The organism is Cupriavidus sp. 01L45 (genome assembly GCF_056399885.1).
On record NZ_JBFTSG010000001.1, the window covers coordinates 286,920 to 308,388 of the forward strand.

The window sequence follows — 21,469 nt, forward strand, 5'->3', positions numbered from 1 at the left end:
TAGCCGGTCGTCCGGATTTCTTGTGCGTGGCCCCAACATTGGGCAACCGCTGCCATGGATGCTCTCTCCGATGTGTTGCGCGTCATCCAGTTGACGGGGGCGGTTCACCTCGACGGCAGCTTTTCGGCGCCCTGGTGCGTCATCGGGCAGGCTGATTCGGCGCTTTGCTCGGCATACCTGCCGCCCTCCGAGAACGTCGTCTCGTTCCATCTCGTGACAGAAGGAAGGTGCTGGGCGATGCTGCCAGGCGACCCGGCGAGCACGCTGCAGGTGGAAGCAGGCGATGTCATCGTGGTACCGCAGGGCGAGACCCACGTGTTAGGCAGTTCCACCGATCTGTTGCCGGAATTCCTGGCGCCGATACTGGCCAATCATGTCCAGGCGAAACCGGGTGAAGTCATGACACTCGTCCACGGCGGCGGTGGCGAGATCACTCGCATGGTGTGCGGCTTTCTCTCCATGCAGGACAATTCGCGCAACCCCCTGCTGTCCGCGCTGCCCAGGCTGTTCAAGGTGAGCATGCGCGGATCCGGCGCGTCGTGGCTCGAATCGTCACTGCGCTTCGCCACCGAGGAGGCGGCTTCGGCGCAGGCGGGCAGCGCCACGGTGCTGGCCAAGCTTGCGGAGCTGGTGTTCGTCGAAGCGGTTCGCCGTTACGTCGGCACGATGGCCGATGATCGCAAGGGGTGGCTGGCGGGATTACGTGATCGCTTCGTCGCGCGAGCACTCGCGCTGATGCATGCGCGGCCGGTGTATGCCTGGACCGTGGAAGCGCTCGCCCGCGAAGTTGGCATCTCGCGTTCGGGGCTGGCACAGCGCTTTACCGAACTGGTCGGGCTGCCACCGATGCAATATCTGGCGCTGTGGCGCCTGCAGCTCGCCGCGCGGCAGCTTCGCCTCACTGATTCGTCGCTGGCGTCGATCGCCGAGGCTGCCGGGTACGAATCGGAAGCCTCATTCAATCGCGCGTTCAAGCGGGAGTTCGGCAAGCCACCCGCGACATGGCGCAGGAATACGATCACGATCGGCGCCGCGACCCGGGACAAAGAACCCTCCGGCGACAGTCATCCGCCGGCAAGCGAATCTTAAAATTACTGGAAAATCACACCGGGCCGCAATCCGTCTCGCGTTGGCGCGCCCAAAGCGGGTATCCAATGAGCCAGTTCGACAGCCCCGGGCGAGAATGGCCGGCTGCACTCGCCCGACCGCCTGCCCGACCTTCGTTGACCTTGACTTGTCCCCCCCCGTAGCAGAGGATTGATTTGCTACTTGTCGCCGTGACTGCGGCAACAGGCCGGTGTTCGTGTACCTGTGTACCTTCAACGGAGGTCCATATGAGCTATCACCTGGAAGGTCGTCTGCTCGAGGTTTGCAACTGCAACGTCCTCTGCCCCTGCTGGATCGGCGAAGACCCTGACAACGGCACCTGCGACACCATCGTCGCGTGGCGCATCGACAAGGGAACGGTCGACGGCGTCGATGTCAGCGGCAATACCATCGCGGCTGTCGCACATGTGCCCGGCAATATCCTGCAAGGCAACTGGACGGCAGCGATCTACGTCGACGACAATGCCTCCAAAGCGCAGGAAGATGCACTCCTGAAGGTCTACACCGGTCAGGCCGGTGGGCCGGTCGCCGAACTCGCCAAGCTCATCGGCACGGTCGTATCCGTGGAGCGGGCACCGATCCGCTTCACAGTAGTCTCGGGCAAGGGCACGCTCGAGATCGGCCAGGACTACTTCGCCGAGCTTGAGCCCTATCTCGGCGCGACGGGTGGCCAGACCACCCTCTCCGACACCGTGTTCTCGACAGTGCCGGGAGCTCCGGTATTCGTCGGCAAAGCCCCGACCTATCGCTCCAAGAACGCCGCCCTCGGCATTGACCTCGACATCAAGAACCACAACGCCCTGCAAAGCACCTTCGTCTTCGACGCATGAGCCCGATGGCAGGCTCACCGCAGTCCGGCGCCTCGCGCCATCAGCGCGTGTTCCTGCCGATCCTGGCCGCGCTGATTGCGCTCGCGTGGGTGGCGTTGTGGGCTTGGACTCGCACGCCATACGGACGCTATCTTGAGCACGATGACTGGACCGCATCAGGACCGGCGGCATTCTTGTGCCGTGTCGTTCCCGCCGGCGATGTGGTCGTGCCGGTGGTGCTCTACGCCGCTGCGTGGATCCTCATGACGGCGGCCATGATGCTGCCGACTACCTTGCCGTTGTTCAACGCCTTCGATCGGTTGACGGCCGGGCGCCCGGACCACGTGCGACTGCTCATGCTGCTCGCGCTCGGCTACATGACGGTGTGGGGAGCCTTCGGGCTTCTGGCGCATGCACTACACAGTGCGCTGCTATCCCTGCTCGCCAGCGTACCCGGCCTGGCCTGGCACGGCTGGCTGATCGGCGCCGCGATCATTGCCCTGGCCGGCGCCTTTCAGTTCAGCAGGCTCAAGTACCGGTGCCTGGAGAAGTGCCGCACGCCCTTGAGCTTCGTCATCGAGCGCTGGCGTGGACAGGCGCACGCGTGGCACGCGTTCGCGCTTGGCGCGCAGCATGGCCTGTACTGCGTCGGCTGCTGCTGGGCGCTGATGCTGCTGATGTTCGCGCTCGGCACCGGCAGCCTCGGCTGGATGCTCCTGCTTGCGGCCGTGATGGCGATTGAAAAGAACGTGGGCTGGGGCCGCCGTCTCAGCACGCCGCTCGGTGTCGCGCTGTTGTCTTGGGCAGTCGTCCTGGTGACAACCCATGCTTGAAGAGCCCCGTGGCGTGCCGGCCTCGCAGACGATCATCCTTACCGTGGCGGCGATGCTTGCCTTCGCGGCCAATTCACTGCTGTGCCGGCTTGCGTTGCAGCAAGGGCACATCGATCCGGCCAGCTTTGGCAGCATCAGGCTGGTTTCCGGAGCGATCACGCTCGCGGTCATCGTACGGATCAGGCCGGAGCGGTTCGCGCGCGGCCATGCCGACTGGCGCGCCGCGGCGATGCTGCTTGCCTACGTCACATTCTTCTCCTTCGCGTATCTCACCTTGCCCGCGGGCACGGGCGCATTGATTCTGTTCGGTGCGGTGCAACTGACCATGTTCAGCGTGGGCTTTCGCTCGGGCGAGAGGTTCGGACCCATCGCCTCGCTTGGACTCGTGCTGGCGGTCGCGGGGCTCGTCTACCTGGTCTCGCCGGGTGTTGCTGCCCCGCCACCACTCGGCGCCGCGTTGATGGCGATCGCTGGCGTAGCGTGGGGCGTGTACTCGCTGCGCGGCCGCGGTGTGGCCGACCCGCTTGCCGCCACGGCTGGCAACTTCGCGCGGGCGGCGCCGCTCGCCCTCGTGCTGAGCTTGCTGTTCGTCGCCAACGCGTACACGGACAAGGCCGGAGTTGCCCTGGCCATGGCCTCCGGCGCACTGACGTCCGGCATCGGCTATGTCATCTGGTATGCGGCGCTGAGCAACCTTTCTGCCATGCGCGCGGCCACCGTACAGTTGTCGGTGCCGCTGATCGCTGCATTTGGCGGCGTGCTGTTCCTGTCGGAAGCGATCACACCACGCCTGGCTGCCGCCTCCGCGGCGATCCTCGGCGGCATTGCGATGGTGCTGTTCAGCAGGTCGCGCAAGCCGCGCCCTTAGCCTCCGACACCTGTGCGCAATGGGTTCATCGCGCCACCGGCGTCCCCGGAATACCTTGCCAGAGACCTTATCCGCACTCTGGCCAGGTGCCAGGATCTGCAAAGACCTGTGTGCTGAACTCGCCAATGCCACGCGAGAATTTCAACGACCTGCTTGCCTTCATCGCCGTCGCCCGCGAGCGGAGCTTTGCCCGGGCCGCCGCACAGATCGGAGTATCTCAATCTGCCTTGAGCCACACCATTCGCTCGCTTGAAACGAGACTGGGCGTTCGCCTTCTGACGCGCACCACGCGCAGCGTTTCTCCGACCGAAGCGGGGGAACGTCTGCTGCAGTCGGTTGCGCCTCGTTTTGAAGAGATCGAAACCGAACTCGCGGCTGTTGGCGAGCTCCGGGACAAGCCGTCCGGAACAGTGCGCATTTCGGCGACCGACTACGCGATCAAGACCATCTTGTGGCCGAAGCTGTCCCCCTTGCTGCGAGCGTATCCCGATGACCCTGATCGGCCTACACATCATCCGGCGCAAGGCCTGTTCATAGTCGGGCCGCGAGGCGAGCCTGCTCAAGGAACGATCCGATCAAACGGGTACGCGGCGACGTCCTTTGCCATAGCATACCGAACCGGCGTGGTTCCGGTTCCGAGGGCAGCGAGATCTTGGCAATGTGCAGCGCCGACGTCAGCGGAGACGCGACGTCCGGGACCAGCGACACGCCCAGGCCGCGATCCACCATCATCGCGATCGCGAGCAGGGAACTGAGTTCGAAGCGCTCTTGCGACGGGGCAATGCCGGCCTTGCGCAGGTATTCGTCTGCCTGCTTCCCGCCGCCGAGGGTTCTGTCATATCGGATGAGCGGCCTGGTTCGCAGAAGCTCGTGGGGGTCTGCCTTCTTGTCACGCTCCGCAGCGAGCACGACCAACGGTTCCTGGCGAAGCAGTTCCCATGCAATCGCCTTCGGCATCGAAAAGGGCGGATGCAGGCAAACGGCGGCATCGAGATCCGAACGCTTGACCGCGTCATACAACTCGCTCGACATCGCCGACTGTATGTAGACGGACACGCGCGGGTGTTCGGCTGTGAAGCGCGCCAACGCGTCTGGCAGGAGGCTGTGGAGCGCGGTATTGATCGTCCCGATACGAAGCTCGCGAATTTCATCGGCCTGGCTGATCCAGCCTTTCAGGCTGTCCACTTCCCTGAGCAGGGGGCCGCATCGTTCTGCGAGCCGGCTCCCGGACTCCGTGGGCGCCACCGTCCTGCCGGCCCGTCCCAGGAGCCGGGTCCCGAGTTCCCGTTCAAGCACCTGAATCTGCTGGGAAATTGCCGCCGGGGTGACGTCAAGCCGCCTCGCAGCCTCGGCCAGCGAGCCGGTCTCGACAACCAGGGCGAAGGCTCTCAGATAGGCGGTTTCCATAGAATTTCTATTGAGCGAACGTAGAAAAGCATAGTTTATCTTTGTTGTGGATAGCACGACACTGCATCTCGTCCCACAGAGCTAGGTGTTGGCCATGAGAAGCAAGCTGTTTGTCCCCGGTTCGCGCCCCGAGTTTTTCCCAAAAGCGCTGGCAAGCGATGCGGACGCGCTGTCCTTCGACCTGGAGGATGCCGTTGCCGAAGACAGGAAAGCCGAAGCCAGATCCCTCCTGTCACGGCTCCTGCGCTCCGACGAGGCACGGAGCGCCGGCAAGACGCTCATCGTTCGCGTCAACGGCATTGCCACGGGGCATTTCGAAGCGGATCTTGCCGCAGTCGTAGTGCCAGGATTGCATCTGGTCAACGTGCCCAAGCCGGAGACCGACGACGACGTCCGGCACGCGGCTGAGGCAGTCGAACAAGCGGAACGGGCCAACGGCTTTACCGAAGCCGACGCCAAAGTCCGGTTGCTGCTCAATATCGAATCGCCGGCGGCGTTGCGCCGCGCTGCCGAACTGGCAAGCGCGCATCCACGCGTCGCCGGCCTTCAACTCGGGCTTGGAGATCTCTTCGAACCCATCGGCATTCACCGGCGCAATCCCGCGGCCATCGCAACGGCCATGTTCGCCGTGCGCATGGCCGCGGGAGAGGCCAACGTCTTTGCCTACGACACGGTGTTCGCCAACATTCGGGATACCGAAGGCTTCCGTGCCGAGGCGGAGATGTCCATGCGGATGGGCTTTCTTGGCAAAAGCTGCATCCACCCGAGCCAGATCGCGCTGGCCAACGAAGTGTATCGCCCGTCCGACGAAGAGATCGCGCATTCGATGCGGGTCGTGGCGGCCGCCGCCGAGGCGCATGCAAAAGGGATCGGGGCCTACGTCGTTGATGGAAAGATGATCGACCCACCCTTTGTCAGGCGTGCGCAGGCCATTGTCGATATCGGCAAGCGGCTGGGGCTGATCGCTGCCTGACCGGACTGTACAAAAATCAGACTGACAGGAGACAAACCATGAACACGTCATCTTCAAGCGGGGGCGCAGGACGCTTCGCGCTGATAGCCGCACTTGCCACGGTCGGCTCGCTGGCTGCTTCGCCTCACGCGGGCGCGGAGAGCGCGTATCCGTCCAGGCCCGTCACCATCGTCGTTCCCTATCCGCCCGGCGGCTCGAACGATACCTTCGCGCGGATCGTGGCGAAGGAGATCGGCGAGGACCTGAAGCAGCCCGTGATCATCGACAACCGGCCCGGCGCGAGCGGCAACACGGGGACCGGCATCGTGGCGAAGGCGGCCCCGGACGGCTATACCCTGGTCGCGGTGTCCTCGAGCATGACGACCAACGCGGCGGTGCAGGGCAAACTGCCCTATGACGCGATCAAGAGCTTCTCCCCGGTAGCAATGCTGGCCCAGGGCCCATTCATCGTGGCTGTCAGCAATGCGTTCCCTGCCAGGAGCCCGCAGGACCTGGTGGACGCGATCCGTGCGAATCCGGGCAAATTCAACTATGCGTCTTCCGGGCCAGGGAGCGTCAATCAGTTCGGCACCGAGTTGCTCAAGGCCAAGGCCGGAAAGCTCGCCATCACGCATGTCCCCTACCGGGGCATGGGACCCGCCATCACTGACCTGATCGGCAACCAGACGCAGGTGCTGATCTCAAGCGGACCGTCGCTGCTGCCCATGGTCAGGGCCGGCAAGGTCCGGGCCGTAGGCATTACCAGCCTGAAACCAAGCCCCATCGCACCCGACCTGGTACCCATGGCGAGCGCCGTTCCCGGCTACGAGTTTGAACTCTGGTGGGGCTTTCTCGCGCCCGCAGGAACGCCGGAGGCAGTCATTGCGCGGCTCAATGGGGCCGTGAACAAGGCTCTGGCAAAGCCATCCGTCAAGGCAGCGATCCTCAACGAAGGCGCCGAGGCAAAGCCCGGCACGTCCAAACAGTTCGCAGAGACGATCGCTGCCGATGTTGCCAGGTGGAAGCAGCTTGCCAGGCAGCAGAACATTGTCGCGGACTGAGTGTCCAATTGAATCCGGAGGCTGTATGCAAACCAACATGACTGTCGGAGACTGCGCATTCGGCGCATTCGGCGCAACCCGAACGGGGCCGTCCGGCCCGCTGACCGGCGTGCGCGTGCTTGACCTGAGCGCTTATATCGCAGGGCCGTACGGCTGCTCGCTGCTCGCGGATCAGGGCGCGGACGTCATCAAGATCGAGCCGCCCGTGGGCGACAACCTGCGCAAGTATCCTTCGACGCTGGAGGCCGAGAGCCGGGCGTTCCTCGGCGTCAACCGAAGCAAGCTCGGCGTCGTACTCGACCTGAAGGATCCCGCCGACCTGGATCGGCTGCTTGCGCTGGTGCACAACGCGGATGTACTTGTGCACAACTTCCGCCCCAGCGTCCCGGACCGGCTCGGCATTGGCTACGAGCAGCTCCGCGCCGTCAATCCGCGCCTCATCTACTGCGCCGTCACGGGATATGGCGAAACGGGCCCGCTGAAAGACAAGGCTGGCTATGACCAGGTGCTGCAGACGATGACCGGCATGTGCACGCTGCAAGGCAAGCGTGGCGGCCCGCCTGAAATTCTCTACGGCTCCGTGGTCGACTACTATGCGGCGGCCCTCGTGGCCGGCGCCGTTGCCTCTGCGCTCTACGAGCGTGAAAAGAGCGGCGAGGGGCAATATGTCGGCGTGTCCCTGCTTCGCGCGGCGCTGACCATGCAGTCCGCCCGGATGGTATGGGCCGATTCGGAACCCAGGGATGTGGGACGCGACATGCGTTCCGGCGGGATCACCGGCATCCATCCCACCAGGGACGGCTATCTCTATATCTCCGCCAACACCCCGCACTTCTGGAAGGCGCTGTGCGAGAAGACCGGTCTGACTGCGTTGCTGTCGACCGATCGCTACGATAGCGTGCGCAAGCGTGCCGAGCACCATGATGAGATCGTCCCCAAACTGCATGCCGCGTTACAGCAACGCACGGCCCTGGATTGGGAAGCCGTGTTCGGCGAAGAAGTACCATGCGCGGCGGCGCGGTCGGTGGAGGACATGTTCGACTTCCCCCAGGTGGCCGCGGAGGAAATGATCACGACGTTCGACCATCCGGTGGTTGGCCGCTATCGCGGCTTCACGCGTGGCGTCAAATTCGGCCGCACGCCCGGCCCGGAGCCATTCGCCGCACCTGTGCTCGATCAACACGGAGAAATGGTCCGCGACGCAGCGGACAGGCTGGGGCGGAATGCCTGATTCCACGCATGGCGGCGCTGCCGTGCAGGTGCCGAACAGTTCGGCCACCACGGTCCCGGTCAGCGCGGCACTCGCAAATGCCTGCGACTCCCATCTGCATATCTACGATCCACGCTTCACAGCCATTGCGCCGATCGTGGCGGATGCGACGGTGGAGGACTACCGCTGCGTTCAGGCGCTGATCGGGACCAGCCGCGCCGTCGTGGTACAGCCACGCTCCTATTGGACAGACAACAGTTGTACGCTCGATGCCATCCAGCGGTTGGGCCCGGCCAGTACCCGCGGAATCGCCGTGGTACGCCCGGACGTCACGGACGAGGCCTTGCATGCCCTCCACGCGGGAGGTATCCGCGGGATACGCTTCTCCCTTTATACGGAAATGCATGCCATTGTGGGGTTCGACATGGTGGAGCCGCTGGCAAACCGCATCGCCGAGTTCGGATGGCATTTGCAACTGCACTGGACCGCCGACCAGATCGTTGGACACCGCGACCTGCTGGCGCGGCTGCGCGCGCCCCTGGTCTTCGACCACCTGGCCCGCATGCCGCTCCCCGGGGGAACGGCGCATGCCGCGTTCGCGGTCGTGTCTGATCTGCTGGATCGAGGCAAAGCCTGGCTGAAGTTGTCTGGCGCATACCTCGACTCCCTCGTCGGCGCAGCCCGCCATTACGACGACATGGATCCGGTGGCGAAGGCATGGGTGGGAGCGGCCCCGGAACGGCTCGTCTGGGGCAGCGACTGGCCTCACCCCACCGAGGCGTGGCACAAGCCCGACGATGCCTTGCTGTACGACTTGCTTGCCCAATGGGCAGGTAGCCAGGAAATCCGCCGCAAGATACTGGTGGACAACCCTGCCTTGCTGTATGGATTCGAGGCCGCGTAAGCCGGCCGGACTTGAAGGAGACAAGATGAGAAGAACCCTGCAGGCGCTTTGCAAAGGCCTGGCGATCATGGCTGCTTCGGTGCCGCTTTGCGCCATGGCATTCCCCGACAAGCCGATTCGCATGGTGGTGCCCTATTCGGCGGGCGGCGGCGCCGACAATACGGCGCGTGTCGTCGCGCAGAAGATGGGGGAGATCCTCGGGCAGACGATCGTGATCGACAACAAGCCGGGCGCCGGCGGTGTCATCGGCGCCGACGCGGTGGCTAAAGCCGCGCCCGATGGCTACACCGTCCTCTATGACGCCTCGGCATTCGCGGTGAACGGTGCACTGCGCAAGCTGCCATTCGATCCTGCCAGCGATTTCATTCCGGTCTCGTTGGTGGCGACTGCGCCGCAGATCCTCGTGGTTGCCGCGAATGCGCCCTACAAGACCGTCGCTGACCTGATCGCCTCGGCGAAGAAGACGCCCGGCAAGCTGGCCTACGCGTCCGCCGGCGCGGGGACCGGATCGCATCTTGCCGCGGAGATGTTCAACGAGCAGGCGAAGATCGAGTTGCTCCATGTCCCATACAAAGGCGGTGCGCCAGCGCTCACCGATGTGATGGGAGGACAGGTTGCGATCTATTTCGGGAACACGGCGTCCACGCTGCAATACGTCACCAGCGGCAAGCTCAGGGCGCTTGCGGTGACATCCAGGAAGCGGATACAGGGATTGCCCAATACGCCCACCCTTGCGGAAAGCGGCATGCCGGACTATGAAGTGCTCGAATGGAATGGCGTGTTCCTGCCGAAGGGCACCGCGCAGGATCGCGTGCAAGCCATCGCAGGTGCCGTGCAGAAGGCTATCGCGGATCCGGGTGTGCGTTCCAGGCTGCAGCAAGCCGGACTCGACCCGGTCGGTAACTCTCCACAGGCGTTCAAGAGCTTCCTGCAAGGCGAATCACTGCGCTGGCACACCCTTGTCAAGGCACGCGGGATCCGGGTCGAATAGACAGCCTCACTTTGAGCGTCGCCGTCTCACGGGCACCTGCTTCCACCGGGATCGCGGGTGGCCACCCTTCCCCGGGAAGCGCCGCTCTCACCTGCATCGTATGTGGCGAGCGCACAGAGGCCGAACTGAAGCGCCTGTGCGCGGCCCCCGAGACAAACTCAGACCCCGCGCACACGCCGCACCAACTCGCTCAGGCCGAGCGAGTGGCCGGGATCGTAGTAATGGATCAGCAGCGAGCGCCGCTGCCCCATCTCCACATCGAGGTTGGCGTGCTTCAGCGCAAAACCGTTGAATACGTAGACACTGCCAAGCTGCACCGGCACGCGCGCGCAGTGGCCTCGACGCAGATCGTGCAGCGTCAGCCATTTCCGCCACTCGAACGGTAGCTTGCGATGGATGCCATGGGTAACCTTGCACATCACATTGCCCAGCGTGGAGACCGCCAGACGGGGGCGCCGATACATGAGCAGGTCACCGTTGCAGGCACAATCCGGCGCCAGTTGTAGCGGAATCAGCATCGTCAGCAGATGGGAATCGTAATGGCGGCAATGACTGTCCCTCCGCTTTACCGGGTCCGCGCAACGAATCACGTGCACGGGTTCCGGACGCAATATTCCCGGTACAGCCTTCGCCGCCATCGCGCGCGTATCCGCACAGACGGCCTCCTCGAGTTGCCGGAATGCGTCGCTACGACGCAGCATTTCCGCTATGGCGTCTGGATGGGGGCGTTCCGACACATTGCCAGGCAGAGAATCAATGGCCGCGTTGATCTCGGCAATCGCCTGCATCGGAACTACACTACGAAAATCCTTGAGGCCAACGCCCCTGTCAAATCGAAGCCGCTTCGCCACGGTATGACCTCGCACTTTTTACCAGGGTTTCATAAATGGATGCAATGTCGATAGCTCCAAGGTGAAAGCGTATAGCAAATCTTTTTTGCCTGCGGGGCGTAGTGTGCGCTGGCGCACGATAGTTGATGATGCGTGCGGAACTCCGGCCCAGGGAAGGGCGGCAATTGCTTTTCCCTCCAGAGCGACAGGAATCGCAAACTGAGTCGCAAGCCAGGACCGGCACCTGTCCTGGCCGACAAGGCGCCGCTTGCGCGCCTTTGCGCCTGCTCGCCTTACCGCGGCCTGTTCGCCGCGTCTTCGGCCTGCGCGCGCAGGCGTTCCTCCTGGGCCCTCAGCTCGGGGGTAAACTCCGCGCCGAAATCGTCGGCCTCGAAGACCGGGCGAATTTCGATCTCGGACTCCCCTTCCATGGGGTTGGGGCAGCGCCTGACCCATTCGACGGCCTCGTCCATGGACTTCACTTGCCACAGCCAGAACCCGGCAACGAGTTCCTTGGTTTCCGTGAACGGTCCGTCGATCACGGTCCGCTGGCTGCCAGAAAAGCGCACCCGTTTTCCCCTCGCGCTCGGGTGCAAGCCTTCGCCCGCAAGCAGCACGCCGGCCTTGACGAGTTCTTCATTGAAGTTGCCCATGGCCGTAAGCAACTCCGTGCCGGGCATCTTGCCGGCCTCTGACTGGCTCGTGGCCTTCACCATCACCATGACACGCATCGCCGTTTCTCCTTGATCGGATTGCCGGAGCCGCACCGCCCCGAACTCGATTCAGGATAGACGGACGGCTCTGACACTACGACGAACCGGGATACCGGAAATCGACACCGCCTTCGGAAAATCCGGGGCAACACGTGGCCAGGTCCGTCACCGACGGCGCGGATACGGGCCCGTGGCGGCTGGCCCGCTTTCGCGCCGGGGTTGTTTTTGCGCACCGGCGCGCCGTGCGGGCAGAGGTTGCGCGGCAGCACCGCGGTGTCATATTCATCACACCGAACGCCGGCGGACGGCAAGCGCGGGCGCCCGCGGCCAGCCACCCCGCCTATATTGAGAATTCTTCCCGCAGCGTGTCGAGACTGGCACCCCTGATTCGTCGTCTGCATGGCGGCACTTGTTGCGCGCCAGTTTGCAGACAATCCCAAAGGAGATCGGACATGAATTACATCGATGGATTTGTTCTCGCCGTGCCCACCGCCAAGCGGGAGACCTATCGCAAGCACGCCGAGGCCGCCGCGGTGGTGTTCAAGGACCATGGCGCGCTGGGCCTGGTCGAGTGCTGGGGTGATGATGTGCCCGAGGGCAAGCTCACCTCGTTCCCGATGGCCGTGAAGCTGGAGAAGGACGAGACCGTGGTCTTCTCCTGGATCCTGTGGCCATCGCGCAAGGTCCGCGACGAGGGCATGAAGGCCTCCATGGCCGATCCGCGGCTGAAGATGGACGAGCCGATGCCGTTCGATGGCAAGCGGATGATCTTTGGCGGCTTCGAGATGATCGTGGACGCTTAGCCGGACGGCCGCGGCGGGCCGGTTTTGCGTGGGAAGGGGGTGCGCCAGGCCGATGAGTGAGGCGGCGTTGCAGCCCTGGATCGACAGCCAGCCTTCTTTGTTGGAAGCAGTGGCGGTTTGATTTGAGGCACCGGGCGGTATGACTCCACCCGGTGTTCGCCTTCATGTCTCCCGCGGAACGATCAAGAGATCAAGAGATCGGGCACTCGGCGTTCCCCTCTCCTGCTTGCGGGAGGGGTCGGGGGAGAGGGCGGGCGCTTGTCCTCCCCTCTGAGGGGGGCCACGCCGGCGCGCATACGAGCCGGACATGAGCGTCGCCAGGATTTCGCCAGTTCGACAGGTGGCCGCCATACGCTGGTAATGGCGGCTCGGGGTTTTCGTACCCACTCCGGCAAATTCCACTTACGGCGCCAATGCTGCGCAGGCGAGCGCAGGAAGGAAGGACGCTTCGAGAAGCGGATACGCCTGCCCGATGGGTCTTATCTCGCCGACATTTCCATGGCCAGGTTTCGTCAGCGTCGCACTAGCGATAAACCCTGATCTATTGCATCGGAGCAGCACATCGCTGGCAGCCGGCTTTATCTATGGCACCGTTAGCGGTATCTTCCTCGCACGCGGCCTTGTGACGTGTCGGCTTACGCGACAGGCGCCGCGCTGCGGCATGCCGGGCTAATCACATGCGCCAGCCCGAACAACTCACCAGCCAGCAGTCATGAACGCAATAGAAAAATTTCAGCTGTTCATCGCCGTCCCTTGCGTCCTGGCATTCGCGCTGATCGAGGCGATCATCCTGTCGCGCCGCCAGCGCTATGACTGGCGGGCTTTTGGTGTGTCGGCACTGGATCTGGTCGTGCGCATCGCGATCGGGATCGCCTTGCCGCTGTCGATTGCCGCGCCGCTGGTGCGGCTGGCGTTCGAACATCGGCTGCTGACGATCCACCCCGTGGGCTGGGTAGCGTTGCCGCTGCTCTTTATCGGGCAGGAGTTCTGCTACTACTGGTATCACCGCGCCGCGCACCGGGTGCGCTGGTTCTGGAGCAACCACGCGGTGCATCACTCGCCTAACGATCTCAATCTGTCGGCTGCGTTTCGCATCGGGGTGCTTGGTAAGCTGACCGGCACGGCGCTGTTTTTCGTGCCGCTGGCGTGGATCGGCTTCGAGCCGGGCGTGGTGTTCGCGGTGCTGTCGCTCAATCTGCTCTACCAGTTCTGGATTCATGCGGTATGGATTCCGCGGCTGGGCTGGCTGGAGGGAATCCTCAATACGCCGTCGGCGCACCGGGTGCACCATGCGTCGAACCTGGAGTACCTGGATGCGAACTATGGCGGCGTGCTGCTGGTCTTCGACCGCTTGTTCGGCACCTACGTGAAGGAGCGCGACGACGTGCCCTGCCGGTATGGGCTGGTGCATCCGATCCACAGCGCCAACCCGCTGCGGATCGAGTTCACGCAGTGGGTCCGCCTGTTGCGCGACCTGGCCGGGGCGCGCAGCGCCCGCGCCTTCTTCGGATACCTGTTCATGCCGCCGGGCTGGACGCCGGATGGCGAGGGCAATACCACCGCGCAGATGCGCGCGCGCAAGCCTGAGTCCGGAGTGGCGCGCGGCGCGGCCGGCGGCTGAATCCAGGCGGCGGTGCGGCACGCGTTACCCGGCCAACGAACCGGCGCGCGTTGCGCATTGGGCTTCCGGTGGCATTGAGCGCTGCCCTTAGGCTCCGCGCCGGCGCGCTATCCGGCCGCCACCTTCATCCAATGTATTCCACCAGGACCACCGCGCCGAACCCCGGAGGCTGGTCCTTCACCGCCGGCACCAGGCTGATCGTGCACTTCTGCCGCGTGCTGCAGCGGAAGTACGGGTGGTTATCCACCCGGCCTGCCGAGCTCGCCGGACTCAGGCTCAGGGTAGCCAGCGCAGTGGTGGAGGCCTCGCCCGTTTGCACGGTGTAGCCTGCCTTGCCGCCGGATCCGAGCGCGCCGGCCGGGACATCCACGATGACGCGCAGGATGATCGCGTGCAGCGGCAACACGATGGATAGCGGGCCGTCGGCGCCGCTCGGCAGGTTGCCGAAGGCGGACTTGAACGAGACGATCTTCTGCTTGACCGTCGCAATCGCCGCCACGTCCCAGCCCACTTCGGCATCGGCGTAGACACTGCCCGTGCCGTTGCCCCGGCAGCTTTCGAGCAGCACTGCGCGGCGGCGCCCGGCCTGACCTCCTGCCTCGGAGAAGACAAACGCCTCGTCCGGGTAGGTGCAGTTGAGGAAATCGCAGTTCCGGTAGCTGGAGCGCCCCTGGCCGGCCGGCGCCTGTCCGGTCGTGTAGTGGTGCCGGCCCATGATCTGGCAATTGTCGAACACCACTTGCGCCCCGGAACTGTCACCCGGCGAGAACAAGGCCGACATCACCCCCGCGGCGAATGGCTGGTAAGCCTGCGAACTGAAATCGCAATCCTTGAACCCGATGTTGCCTTGCTCCCACTCGCAATACATCAGGCCCGCGAACCGGGTCTTCTGCTCGACGCGCAAGCCCGACGCCTTGAACGAACAGACGCCGCGCGCATGGGAGCGCCCGCGCAGGTTGAACAGGTAGGTTTGCGCGGCGGGTTCATAGCCACTGACATCGCAATCGGTCAGCTTGATATTGCCGCCCTTGGCCATGTCGATCCAGGTGCTGGAGCTCCAGTATTTGCAGTGGTCAAACCAGTAGTTCAGGAACTGGTCCGAGGTATTGGCGGTGCCCACGTAGAGAAACGACTGCCATTTGCCGGCCCAGGAACAGCGGCCGAAATGCCACTCGCTGTTGTTGTTCCCGCCGGTGAGGTTGGCGCCATATCTCCAGTTGCCGGTGAAGATGCAGTCGTCGAAGGCGTAGTCCTGCGCGCCGCCCGTACTGGTGCTGTCGATCAGGTCGCTGTTCGGCGCCTTGCCGTGGAACTGGATGTTCCTGAAGCGGAGCACCAGCAGCTTGTCGTTGTTCTTGATGAGCGGCCCCGGCATGGCCGGCTGGTAGATGATGACCACCGTTCCCGGCGCCCCGTCACCCTCGATCGTCAGGCCTTGCGTGCGCTCCCCGAATGCGCCGGAGTCCACCAGCGCGCCCGGCTGCGTGATCAGGTAAGTGCCGGGCGGCAGCACGATGCGCTTGTTGCCGATCCTGTTGGAGTTTTCGTCGCCGAGGGCTTTGCGTTTGAGCGAGGCGACTTCTTTCAGTGCCCTGCTGAACGCCTGGTCGGACGGGCTCGAGCCGGTCGCGTCCAGGCCCGCGAAATCCTTGACGGATACCACGCGCTCTTCCGCCCTGCCCTCTTGCGCGGTGCGCGCGATGGCGCCCCTGCCGATGCCAACGGTCGACGCCAGCGCGGCACCGGCCCCCGCGACCGTGCCTGCGAGCCGTGCAAAGAATTGTCGCCTGAATGGAGTCATGCCGTTTCCGTGTGGTTACTCGTGTAGCTTTCGACCGGCGCAGGCATGGCAACGCCATCACCCTGCTTACTGCGTCATCAGGTACGCCCACAAGGCGGAACAGTCGCTATCCGACAGGACGTACTGCGGCATCGCCTTTACCAATACCACGTTGGCCACGTCGATACTGTTGGCTAGCGCACTGCAGAAAGCGTCGCGGTCGTAAGCCGTGGGCGGGCCGCCCCGGCGCGGGCTTAAGGTACGAAGGGAATCCGACGTCAGCGGCGGGGCAAATGCCTCCCCCCGGCTGGTCTTGGTATGACAATTGATGCAGCGCACGGCTGAAGCGGGCAGCGGCGCGGGATCCCCCCGCAAGTGCGCAGAGAGATCCGTCTCGCCGTGGAACAGCGCCCGCCCCCGCTCCACGTCCCCGCTGCCATCCGCGGCCGCCGCCAGCATGCTGGCGGCGGCCAGCGCCACACCCACGACCGCCCGCCATGCCCTACTGTTCGCGCGGCGCATCAGTGGACGCGAATGACCTTGGCCACGCTCGGCACGCCCGCCGAATTCATGGCGAACAGATAGTAGTAGCCGGGCACGGCGACGCCCGGGTCGGACGGGATCTTGATCAGATTCTCTCCCGCCGTACCGACCGTGAAGGTGACCGGCACCCGGCGCTGCTCGTTGTTCACGGAATGCGTGACCGACGACATGCGGACCAGCGCGAACTTGGCCACCGGGGTATTCGTGGTCACGGAGATCGTGGTGCCAAGCAGGGCGTCCCCCGGCGCCGACGAAATCGTCGGGCGGGTCGCCGCCGTTCCATCCGCATTGAGCAGATAGGGCGGTGACAGGATCTCCACATTGGGATGATTGGTCGTGCAATCACCGCAAAGGCCGCCACCACCGCTCAGCACCCGCCCGTCGGGCAGCAACAGGGCCACGCTGTGGTAGGTCCGCGGGGTTGCCATCGCAGCCAGCTTCTGGAACTTCTCGGTAGCCGGATCCCAGAGTTCCGGGGTGAGCACCGCCCCGTCATCGGAGAACGGCACCGGCACGGTCTGGCCACCGATCACGACGACCTGGCCATTCGGCAAGACCACGCTGTTGCCGAAGGCGCGGGCATAGGCCATGGAAGCGAGCTTGCGCACCACCGGCGTGCCGCTCGTGATATCGATCACGTGTGCGTTCGCGGTTGACGTCGTGTTTTCATAGTCCGGCGCTCCGCCCACCGTAAGGATCTTGCCGATGTCGTACATCACGGCGTTGCCGTTCATGGCATCGCCATCCGCCGCCCGCGTACCGACCGGGGTCACGCTGCCGTCACCGGTGGTGTCGATCCAGTTCATCTGCTTGCTCGGCCCCGCATGGAACACCCGGCCATTGGCCGAGGCGAACAGCCACGCGTGGTTATCCGAACGGTACAGGCCCGCAGAGTCGCCAGTCAGGATGTAGTCGTCCCACACGGCGCTGTTCAGGCGCCACGGGTTGTTCGGCATCCAGGTTTCGCCGTCCTTGTCGCCGATGGCGCCGCTCCAGGAACCGCCCACGGTGAAGACGCCGCCATTGCTCAACGTGACGCTGCCCTCATACCCGCGGCCGCGGTTCATCTCCGGTGCCACGGACCACTTGGCCGTGGCCGGATCGTAGATGCTGGTCTTGGTACTGCTGGATCCGCCGTTGACAAAGATGCGTCCATCGGGGAGATTCGCGATCCCCGGGCAGAACATGTCATGCGCGGTATTGGTGACCAGCTTCTCGGTGGACGTCATGGCGACCGGGTCGAACAGGGCGGTGTAAGTCTGCCCGTTGTCGCCGCCGAACGTGAAGCGATCGTAGGCGGACCACACCAACACCTTGCCGGAAGGCAGGCTCGCCGCCGCTACCGGTACGAGCGACAGTGCCTTGGGCGCCGTCCATTTCGACGGCAGGGTGACAATGTTCAGATTGGGGAGCAGCCAGGTCTGGCCGACGCTGCCGTCGCAGGTGTATTGAGCCACAGCCTGCCCTTGCTGCGCGCTGGCTTTCCCCGTCGCGGAAAGGCACTTGCCACTGTGCACGGCCACCACCGCATAGCCGCCGTTTTGCTGCTTCAGCGTGAACCGCTGGTTGTTGGCGGCTGGTACCTGACATGGCCATTGAATTGCCGCGGCCCCGTTGGCCAGGCTGACACCATTAATGTCCAGGCAATAGCCGGTGTGGCCCACCGTGATCTTGTACCCGGTACCGTCTTGGGCGAATGTCCATCGCTGGTTGGGGTCGCCGCTGCACGCCCAGACGATGACCGGTGCGCCGTTCGCGGTCGAGGCACCCGAGACATCGGCGCACAAGTTCTTACCGCTCAGGCTCATCGCGCCGGTCTGCGCCGCCGCCGGCGCGGAGAACGTCCATGCAAAGAGAACAAGACAGGTACCGATCCACTTAAGCAGTGCCCTCGTGAATCCGTTGGATTGCAGTGAGATGGGAGTCATGGCGAAGTTTGCTGGTGGGTTGGTGGTTTGGTGCTGTTGCTCTGCTGTTGCTCTGCTGTTGCTCTGCTGTTGCTCTGCTGTTGTTGATTGGCCCGTGCCGGATCCGTCAAGCCTGGGCCAAGCGCTCCATGACGTACAGGACTTCTTTCGCTTGCGGCAATGCAGGGCTGCGCCAGCACAATTGCGCAGCCTTGTTGAAAAAATAGACTTGTGTGGAATGCGCATCGAGGTTCGGACCCGGCGCCCTGCCGGCAAGTACCGTCCTGATCTGCTCGACGGCGCCCGTTGGCGCCACCGCGCGCCAGTTGGGGCCGGCGCCCATGCGTTGCAGCCATGCCCGCAGCGCCTCCGGAGAGTCGGACAGCGGATCGATGCTGAGCGAGACCAGGCGAAGCGGATACCGGGCGTTCACGCGCGGCATGCCGTCCTGCACCGCGCTGAACAGCGCGCCCTGCAACGGGCAAACCGAGCTGCAGCCCGTGAATATCGTTTGCAATGCCGTGACGCCGCCCAGCAACATGTCCTGCAGACGCACCCGCCGGCCGAACTGGTCGACCACCCAGCCGTCTAGCGTGGGCAGCGGTGCATCGACAGGTCCCGCGCTCACATGCGCATACATGTCGCGCGATGCGACAGCCAGGATGCTTGCTGAAATGCCGCGCAGCCATGCGCGCCGGGTCCAGGTGGTCATTCCGGTACGTCTCCGAGTCATATGTCGCGCCACTCCGGCCGGCATGGCGCGTAGCGGCATGATCGCAATTGGCGCTCCACGAGGGACTCCCCCAATGGCGCCCTCAGGGAGCGCGCCGCCGAATGTCATTCCAGCCTATCGGGGGAAATTGCCGAGGTGCCGCTGCGCACAGGCAGCGTCCTTGATGGCGAGTGCTTTCGCGACGGGCCCGCGTTGGCCCCGCCGTCATTTCGATAACAACCTTCCCCGCCCCCGGGGTCCATCCATCAAACGCTGACGAAAGTCAGCGGCATCGCAATACGCGCCTCACAAATCACTGGCCCTCTCCGGCCGGCACCGGCCAAGCAGAAGATCCGTCACGCCGACCAGGTTGCCGGCGAAACGTCCGCGGCGGTCGATGTGCGATTCAGGCCGGATCGACCTGACACCATTGGCAGTGAGCGCTTTAGCGATGAAACTCCAGACTTCCTTCGTGGAAAGCACGCCCTTCTTGTGCAAATACCAGGCATTGACGATCTGCGAGAAACCAAAACGTTTTCCGGAGACTCGGCCCGATCTCAACCCCAGGTGGACCCCTAACATCGCGTCGGACTCGACCAGCCTGCCCTTCCTGCCGATCGCGCGCGAAAAATCCTTGTCTTCCAGCCAGCCGTAAAGCACCAGCCGCTCGTCAAAGCGCAGATTGCCGATCGCGGAAACGCGATAGGCCATGTTGCATCCATAGAGCCCGCTCAGCGTGGTGAGCGGGCGCGGTGTACTGGCAACCGCCTCCGCTTGCCGGACAAGGCTGCATGCGTCGTCCCATGACAGGGCGGCACCGACCGCGCCATCGTGAAGCAAGGCGCCGGAGATCCCCGCGACATCGGGCTCCGCTAGAAAGGCCTGCAGGCAGCGCTCTATCCAATAGGGTGACGGCACGAAGTCATCGTCGAAGAAAACGACAAAATCCACGCGCGACAGGACCGTGGCCAGCGCGCGGTTGCGCTGCGCGGGCAAGCCTGCCGGGCCAAAGATATACTCAACCGCCAGTGGCGTTTCCAGGCCAGGCTCGATATCCGCATCCGTGCAGGCGGAAAACAGCGTGATGGCCGGTCGCACGGATTGCTTCTCGAGCAGTCGCAGCACGTGCGTCGATGCCTGCGGCCGGCCTTTCGTGGCCACGATAACAGCGACCCTTGCCGGCGACGGCAAGGGGGCATGTTGATCTGCGGTAGCCAACGTCTTCATGAGCATTACCCGCGATTGGATTTCTTTATTTAGTATAAGTAGCGAAAATTCCCTTTCAACTAGCCATTGGGATGAGTCGGCGCGGCCTCTTTTTTCCGGGAATTAGTGCGCGCTTGCGCACGGACCGCACTTGACATGTGCCGCTTTGAATACCCGCTGCAGGACTCACGCTCTTGCTGCAAGCCCGGACCAAAAACGCCATAGCCAGCCGAGTCGGAACGTGCCCGAATCCTTGCTCTTGTGAAGGCCACTGATGCCGCCAGCGACTTGGGAAATTGACACCTCACCGGCTGGACATCGGGGACAGCGCGCGCGGCCCGGCTGGCGCCGACAGCGCGACGCCGATCACCAATTTGAGTGATGTGATCATGCGTTGCGCATCCCACAATGCAAACGTCGCGGCGATGCGGCGCACAAAACGGAATGGACGAAAATATGGATACCTCGATTCATGACCGCCGCTCTGCTGGCCATCGTCTCACCTGGCGTTGCCGCGGCGAGTTCGGCCAGCAGCGCGCATACCTTGTCGCCATTCCCCGGCAACGCAAAGTAGTGCGCGATCACCTGCAGGTGGGAAGCAGCCATCGATTGCCTCGGTCGGTTTCAGGATTTCAACACGGAAGGCTCCAGGTTCCACAGCTTGCTGTCGCTGGTGGAAACCGCCACGGCGCCTTCCCTGATCGCGCTGCGGATATCGTCCTTGTTGCAGACGAAGCCCGATGTCACGATGGGCGGCAGCGCCTTGCGGTCCTTGGTGGAAAGATGCGAGAGCATGGGCGCGGGCATCAGCTGCACGAGATTGGGATCGCTCTGCTCCAGCGCCTTGACGCTGCGCGGCCAGGTCGAGCGGTCTGTCACGAATACCTTCTGCATCGTGATCAGCCCCGCCCGGTTGGCGCGCTGGATGGTTGCCACCCGGGTGGAGACGAGGCTGGTCACACCGATATCGGCAAGATACTCGACACCGCCCTTGTCTTGCGACAGCCCTTCGCAGCTGTCGATGTTGACGATGACGTACTTGCCCGCCTTGGTCAGCGTGGCCACCACCGGCTGCAGCTTGCGCAGCTCGACGTTGGCGACGATGGAGACTTCGGCATTGCTCTCGATAAAGATGTCGACCTGCTCGACGCCGTAGAGCGTCCCGATGACCGGGTGCCGCGTCAGGCGTGCCCCGAGTGACTTGTCCATGAT

20 protein-coding genes and 2 pseudogenes are annotated in these 21,469 nt (G+C 64.0%); 12 read left to right on the forward strand and 10 right to left on the reverse strand.

The annotated features are described in order from the left end of the window. Nucleotides 1-54 precede the first annotated feature (54 nt). The 5 genes and pseudogenes from AC1DT6_RS01330 to AC1DT6_RS01350 form a co-directional block, all read left to right on the forward strand. Complete coding sequence (locus AC1DT6_RS01330) at nucleotides 55-1,089, forward strand: AraC family transcriptional regulator (protein WP_441625444.1); 1,035 nt, start codon at nucleotides 55-57, stop codon at nucleotides 1,087-1,089. Nucleotides 1,090-1,334: 245 nt separating this feature from the next. After that, nucleotides 1,335-1,937, forward strand: a complete 603-nt coding sequence (locus tag AC1DT6_RS01335) for a DUF1326 domain-containing protein (RefSeq protein ID WP_441625446.1) — start codon at nucleotides 1,335-1,337, stop codon at nucleotides 1,935-1,937. Continuing rightward, entirely contained in the window at nucleotides 1,934-2,749 is an 816-nt protein-coding gene (locus AC1DT6_RS01340) for a DUF2182 domain-containing protein (RefSeq protein ID WP_441625448.1), read from the forward strand. The genes AC1DT6_RS01335 and AC1DT6_RS01340 overlap by 4 nt, the downstream gene beginning before the upstream one ends. Beyond that, nucleotides 2,742-3,617, forward strand: a complete 876-nt coding sequence (locus AC1DT6_RS01345; RefSeq protein WP_441625450.1) for a DMT family transporter — start codon at nucleotides 2,742-2,744, stop codon at nucleotides 3,615-3,617. The genes AC1DT6_RS01340 and AC1DT6_RS01345 overlap by 8 nt, the downstream gene beginning before the upstream one ends. 125 nt (nucleotides 3,618-3,742) lie before the next feature. Continuing rightward, a pseudogene (locus AC1DT6_RS01350) lies at nucleotides 3,743-4,108 on the forward strand (LysR family transcriptional regulator); the annotation flags it as partial. A gap of 40 nt (nucleotides 4,109-4,148) precedes the next feature. Here the strand turns inward: AC1DT6_RS01350 and AC1DT6_RS01355 are convergent. After that, nucleotides 4,149-5,024 (reverse strand): LysR family transcriptional regulator, encoded by an 876-nt coding sequence (locus AC1DT6_RS01355; RefSeq protein ID WP_441625452.1) that lies wholly within the window; start codon nucleotides 5,022-5,024, stop codon nucleotides 4,149-4,151. Between the two features lie 94 nt (nucleotides 5,025-5,118). On the opposite strand from AC1DT6_RS01355, the gene AC1DT6_RS01360 reads away from it, so the two are divergent. From AC1DT6_RS01360 to AC1DT6_RS01380, 5 genes are read left to right on the forward strand one after another with little or no spacing between them, the layout of a single operon-like run. Next, a complete protein-coding gene (locus AC1DT6_RS01360) occupies nucleotides 5,119-5,997 on the forward strand; it encodes an HpcH/HpaI aldolase/citrate lyase family protein (RefSeq protein ID WP_441625454.1) in 879 nt (292 codons plus the stop codon). 38 nt (nucleotides 5,998-6,035) lie between these two features. Next, nucleotides 6,036-7,037 (forward strand): tripartite tricarboxylate transporter substrate binding protein, encoded by a 1,002-nt coding sequence (locus tag AC1DT6_RS01365; RefSeq protein ID WP_441625456.1) that lies wholly within the window; start codon nucleotides 6,036-6,038, stop codon nucleotides 7,035-7,037. A 37-nt stretch (nucleotides 7,038-7,074) separates the two neighbouring features. Beyond that, the gene (locus AC1DT6_RS01370) at nucleotides 7,075-8,268 is read left to right on the forward strand and encodes a CaiB/BaiF CoA transferase family protein (protein ID WP_441625519.1); all 1,194 of its coding nucleotides are present in this window, start codon (nucleotides 7,075-7,077) and stop codon (nucleotides 8,266-8,268) included. 22 nt (nucleotides 8,269-8,290) lie between these two features. Beyond that, the gene (locus AC1DT6_RS01375) at nucleotides 8,291-9,151 is read left to right on the forward strand and encodes an amidohydrolase family protein (protein ID WP_441625458.1); all 861 of its coding nucleotides are present in this window, start codon (nucleotides 8,291-8,293) and stop codon (nucleotides 9,149-9,151) included. 25 nt (nucleotides 9,152-9,176) lie between these two features. Next, nucleotides 9,177-10,142, forward strand: a complete 966-nt coding sequence (locus AC1DT6_RS01380) for a tripartite tricarboxylate transporter substrate binding protein (protein WP_441625460.1) — start codon at nucleotides 9,177-9,179, stop codon at nucleotides 10,140-10,142. Between the two features lie 158 nt (nucleotides 10,143-10,300). On the opposite strand, the gene AC1DT6_RS01385 is transcribed toward AC1DT6_RS01380, so the two are convergent. Both AC1DT6_RS01385 and AC1DT6_RS01390 read right to left on the reverse strand, forming a co-directional pair. Next, nucleotides 10,301-10,930 (reverse strand): hypothetical protein, encoded by a 630-nt coding sequence (locus tag AC1DT6_RS01385; RefSeq protein ID WP_441625462.1) that lies wholly within the window; start codon nucleotides 10,928-10,930, stop codon nucleotides 10,301-10,303. 335 nt (nucleotides 10,931-11,265) lie between these two features. Then, on the reverse strand, nucleotides 11,266-11,703 hold the full coding sequence (locus AC1DT6_RS01390; protein ID WP_441625464.1) for a YciI family protein: 438 nt from the start codon (nucleotides 11,701-11,703) through the stop codon (nucleotides 11,266-11,268). A gap of 434 nt (nucleotides 11,704-12,137) precedes the next feature. Here AC1DT6_RS01390 and AC1DT6_RS01395 point away from each other — a divergent pair, with 434 nt between their 5' ends. Together AC1DT6_RS01395 and AC1DT6_RS01400 are read left to right on the forward strand one after the other, a co-directional pair. Beyond that, on the forward strand, nucleotides 12,138-12,488 hold the full coding sequence (locus AC1DT6_RS01395) for a DUF1428 domain-containing protein (protein ID WP_441625466.1): 351 nt from the start codon (nucleotides 12,138-12,140) through the stop codon (nucleotides 12,486-12,488). 712 nt (nucleotides 12,489-13,200) lie between these two features. Next, nucleotides 13,201-14,109, forward strand: coding sequence for a sterol desaturase family protein (locus AC1DT6_RS01400; RefSeq protein ID WP_441625467.1), 909 nt, complete (start codon nucleotides 13,201-13,203; stop codon nucleotides 14,107-14,109). A gap of 124 nt (nucleotides 14,110-14,233) precedes the next feature. On the opposite strand, the gene AC1DT6_RS01405 is transcribed toward AC1DT6_RS01400, so the two are convergent. The 7 genes and pseudogenes from AC1DT6_RS01405 to AC1DT6_RS01435 all read right to left on the reverse strand — a co-directional run bounded on the left by AC1DT6_RS01405 (nucleotide 14,234) and on the right by AC1DT6_RS01435 (nucleotide 21,466). After that, nucleotides 14,234-15,910: a pectate lyase family protein gene (locus AC1DT6_RS01405; RefSeq protein ID WP_441625469.1), complete on the reverse strand. Its 1,677-nt coding sequence runs from the start codon at nucleotides 15,908-15,910 to the stop codon at nucleotides 14,234-14,236. 66 nt (nucleotides 15,911-15,976) lie between these two features. After that, nucleotides 15,977-16,411 carry a hypothetical protein gene (locus AC1DT6_RS01410; protein ID WP_441625471.1) on the reverse strand — a complete coding sequence of 145 codons (435 nt, stop codon included), beginning with the start codon at nucleotides 16,409-16,411 and terminating at the stop codon, nucleotides 15,977-15,979. Continuing rightward, nucleotides 16,411-18,585 (reverse strand): RICIN domain-containing protein, encoded by a 2,175-nt coding sequence (locus AC1DT6_RS01415; RefSeq protein WP_441625473.1) that lies wholly within the window; start codon nucleotides 18,583-18,585, stop codon nucleotides 16,411-16,413. The genes AC1DT6_RS01410 and AC1DT6_RS01415 overlap by 1 nt, the downstream gene beginning before the upstream one ends. Beyond that, nucleotides 18,467-19,051, reverse strand: coding sequence for an SCO family protein (locus AC1DT6_RS01420; RefSeq protein WP_441625475.1), 585 nt, complete (start codon nucleotides 19,049-19,051; stop codon nucleotides 18,467-18,469). Before AC1DT6_RS01420 ends, AC1DT6_RS01415 begins: the two co-directional genes overlap by 119 nt. A gap of 306 nt (nucleotides 19,052-19,357) precedes the next feature. Further along, entirely contained in the window at nucleotides 19,358-20,278 is a 921-nt protein-coding gene (locus AC1DT6_RS01425) for a glycosyltransferase (RefSeq protein WP_441625477.1), read from the reverse strand. Between the two features lie 477 nt (nucleotides 20,279-20,755). Beyond that, nucleotides 20,756-20,863: pseudogene (locus AC1DT6_RS01430) on the reverse strand (putative quinol monooxygenase); the annotation flags it as partial. A gap of 18 nt (nucleotides 20,864-20,881) precedes the next feature. Further along, a complete protein-coding gene (locus tag AC1DT6_RS01435) occupies nucleotides 20,882-21,466 on the reverse strand; it encodes a glycerol-3-phosphate responsive antiterminator (protein ID WP_035868188.1) in 585 nt (194 codons plus the stop codon). Nucleotides 21,467-21,469: the final 3 nt, after the last annotated feature.

Excerpts from the sequence above, each read along its gene's own strand:
- AC1DT6_RS01410 (WP_441625471.1), bottom strand. The coding sequence starts at position 16,411 with ATGCGCCGCGCGAACAGTAGGGCATGGCGGGCGGTCGTGGGTGTGGCG.
- AC1DT6_RS01355 (WP_441625452.1), bottom strand. The coding sequence starts at position 5,024 with ATGGAAACCGCCTATCTGAGAGCCTTCGCCCTGGTTGTCGAGACCGGC.
- AC1DT6_RS01370 (WP_441625519.1), top strand. The coding sequence starts at position 7,075 with ATGACTGTCGGAGACTGCGCATTCGGCGCATTCGGCGCAACCCGAACG.
- AC1DT6_RS01345 (WP_441625450.1), top strand. The coding sequence starts at position 2,742 with ATGCTTGAAGAGCCCCGTGGCGTGCCGGCCTCGCAGACGATCATCCTT.
- AC1DT6_RS01395 (WP_441625466.1), top strand. The coding sequence starts at position 12,138 with ATGAATTACATCGATGGATTTGTTCTCGCCGTGCCCACCGCCAAGCGG.
- AC1DT6_RS01380 (WP_441625460.1), top strand. The coding sequence starts at position 9,177 with ATGAGAAGAACCCTGCAGGCGCTTTGCAAAGGCCTGGCGATCATGGCT.
- AC1DT6_RS01405 (WP_441625469.1), bottom strand. The coding sequence starts at position 15,910 with ATGACTCCATTCAGGCGACAATTCTTTGCACGGCTCGCAGGCACGGTC.
- AC1DT6_RS01340 (WP_441625448.1), top strand. The coding sequence starts at position 1,934 with ATGAGCCCGATGGCAGGCTCACCGCAGTCCGGCGCCTCGCGCCATCAG.
- AC1DT6_RS01385 (WP_441625462.1), bottom strand. The coding sequence starts at position 10,930 with ATGCAGGCGATTGCCGAGATCAACGCGGCCATTGATTCTCTGCCTGGC.
- AC1DT6_RS01335 (WP_441625446.1), top strand. The coding sequence starts at position 1,335 with ATGAGCTATCACCTGGAAGGTCGTCTGCTCGAGGTTTGCAACTGCAAC.
- AC1DT6_RS01390 (WP_441625464.1), bottom strand. The coding sequence starts at position 11,703 with ATGCGTGTCATGGTGATGGTGAAGGCCACGAGCCAGTCAGAGGCCGGC.
- AC1DT6_RS01420 (WP_441625475.1), bottom strand. The coding sequence starts at position 19,051 with ATGACCACCTGGACCCGGCGCGCATGGCTGCGCGGCATTTCAGCAAGC.
- AC1DT6_RS01365 (WP_441625456.1), top strand. The coding sequence starts at position 6,036 with ATGAACACGTCATCTTCAAGCGGGGGCGCAGGACGCTTCGCGCTGATA.
- AC1DT6_RS01435 (WP_035868188.1), bottom strand. The coding sequence starts at position 21,466 with ATGGACAAGTCACTCGGGGCACGCCTGACGCGGCACCCGGTCATCGGG.
- AC1DT6_RS01330 (WP_441625444.1), top strand. The coding sequence starts at position 55 with ATGGATGCTCTCTCCGATGTGTTGCGCGTCATCCAGTTGACGGGGGCG.
- AC1DT6_RS01360 (WP_441625454.1), top strand. The coding sequence starts at position 5,119 with ATGAGAAGCAAGCTGTTTGTCCCCGGTTCGCGCCCCGAGTTTTTCCCA.
- AC1DT6_RS01425 (WP_441625477.1), bottom strand. The coding sequence starts at position 20,278 with ATGAAGACGTTGGCTACCGCAGATCAACATGCCCCCTTGCCGTCGCCG.
- AC1DT6_RS01400 (WP_441625467.1), top strand. The coding sequence starts at position 13,201 with ATGAACGCAATAGAAAAATTTCAGCTGTTCATCGCCGTCCCTTGCGTC.
- AC1DT6_RS01415 (WP_441625473.1), bottom strand. The coding sequence starts at position 18,585 with ATGCGCATTCCACACAAGTCTATTTTTTCAACAAGGCTGCGCAATTGT.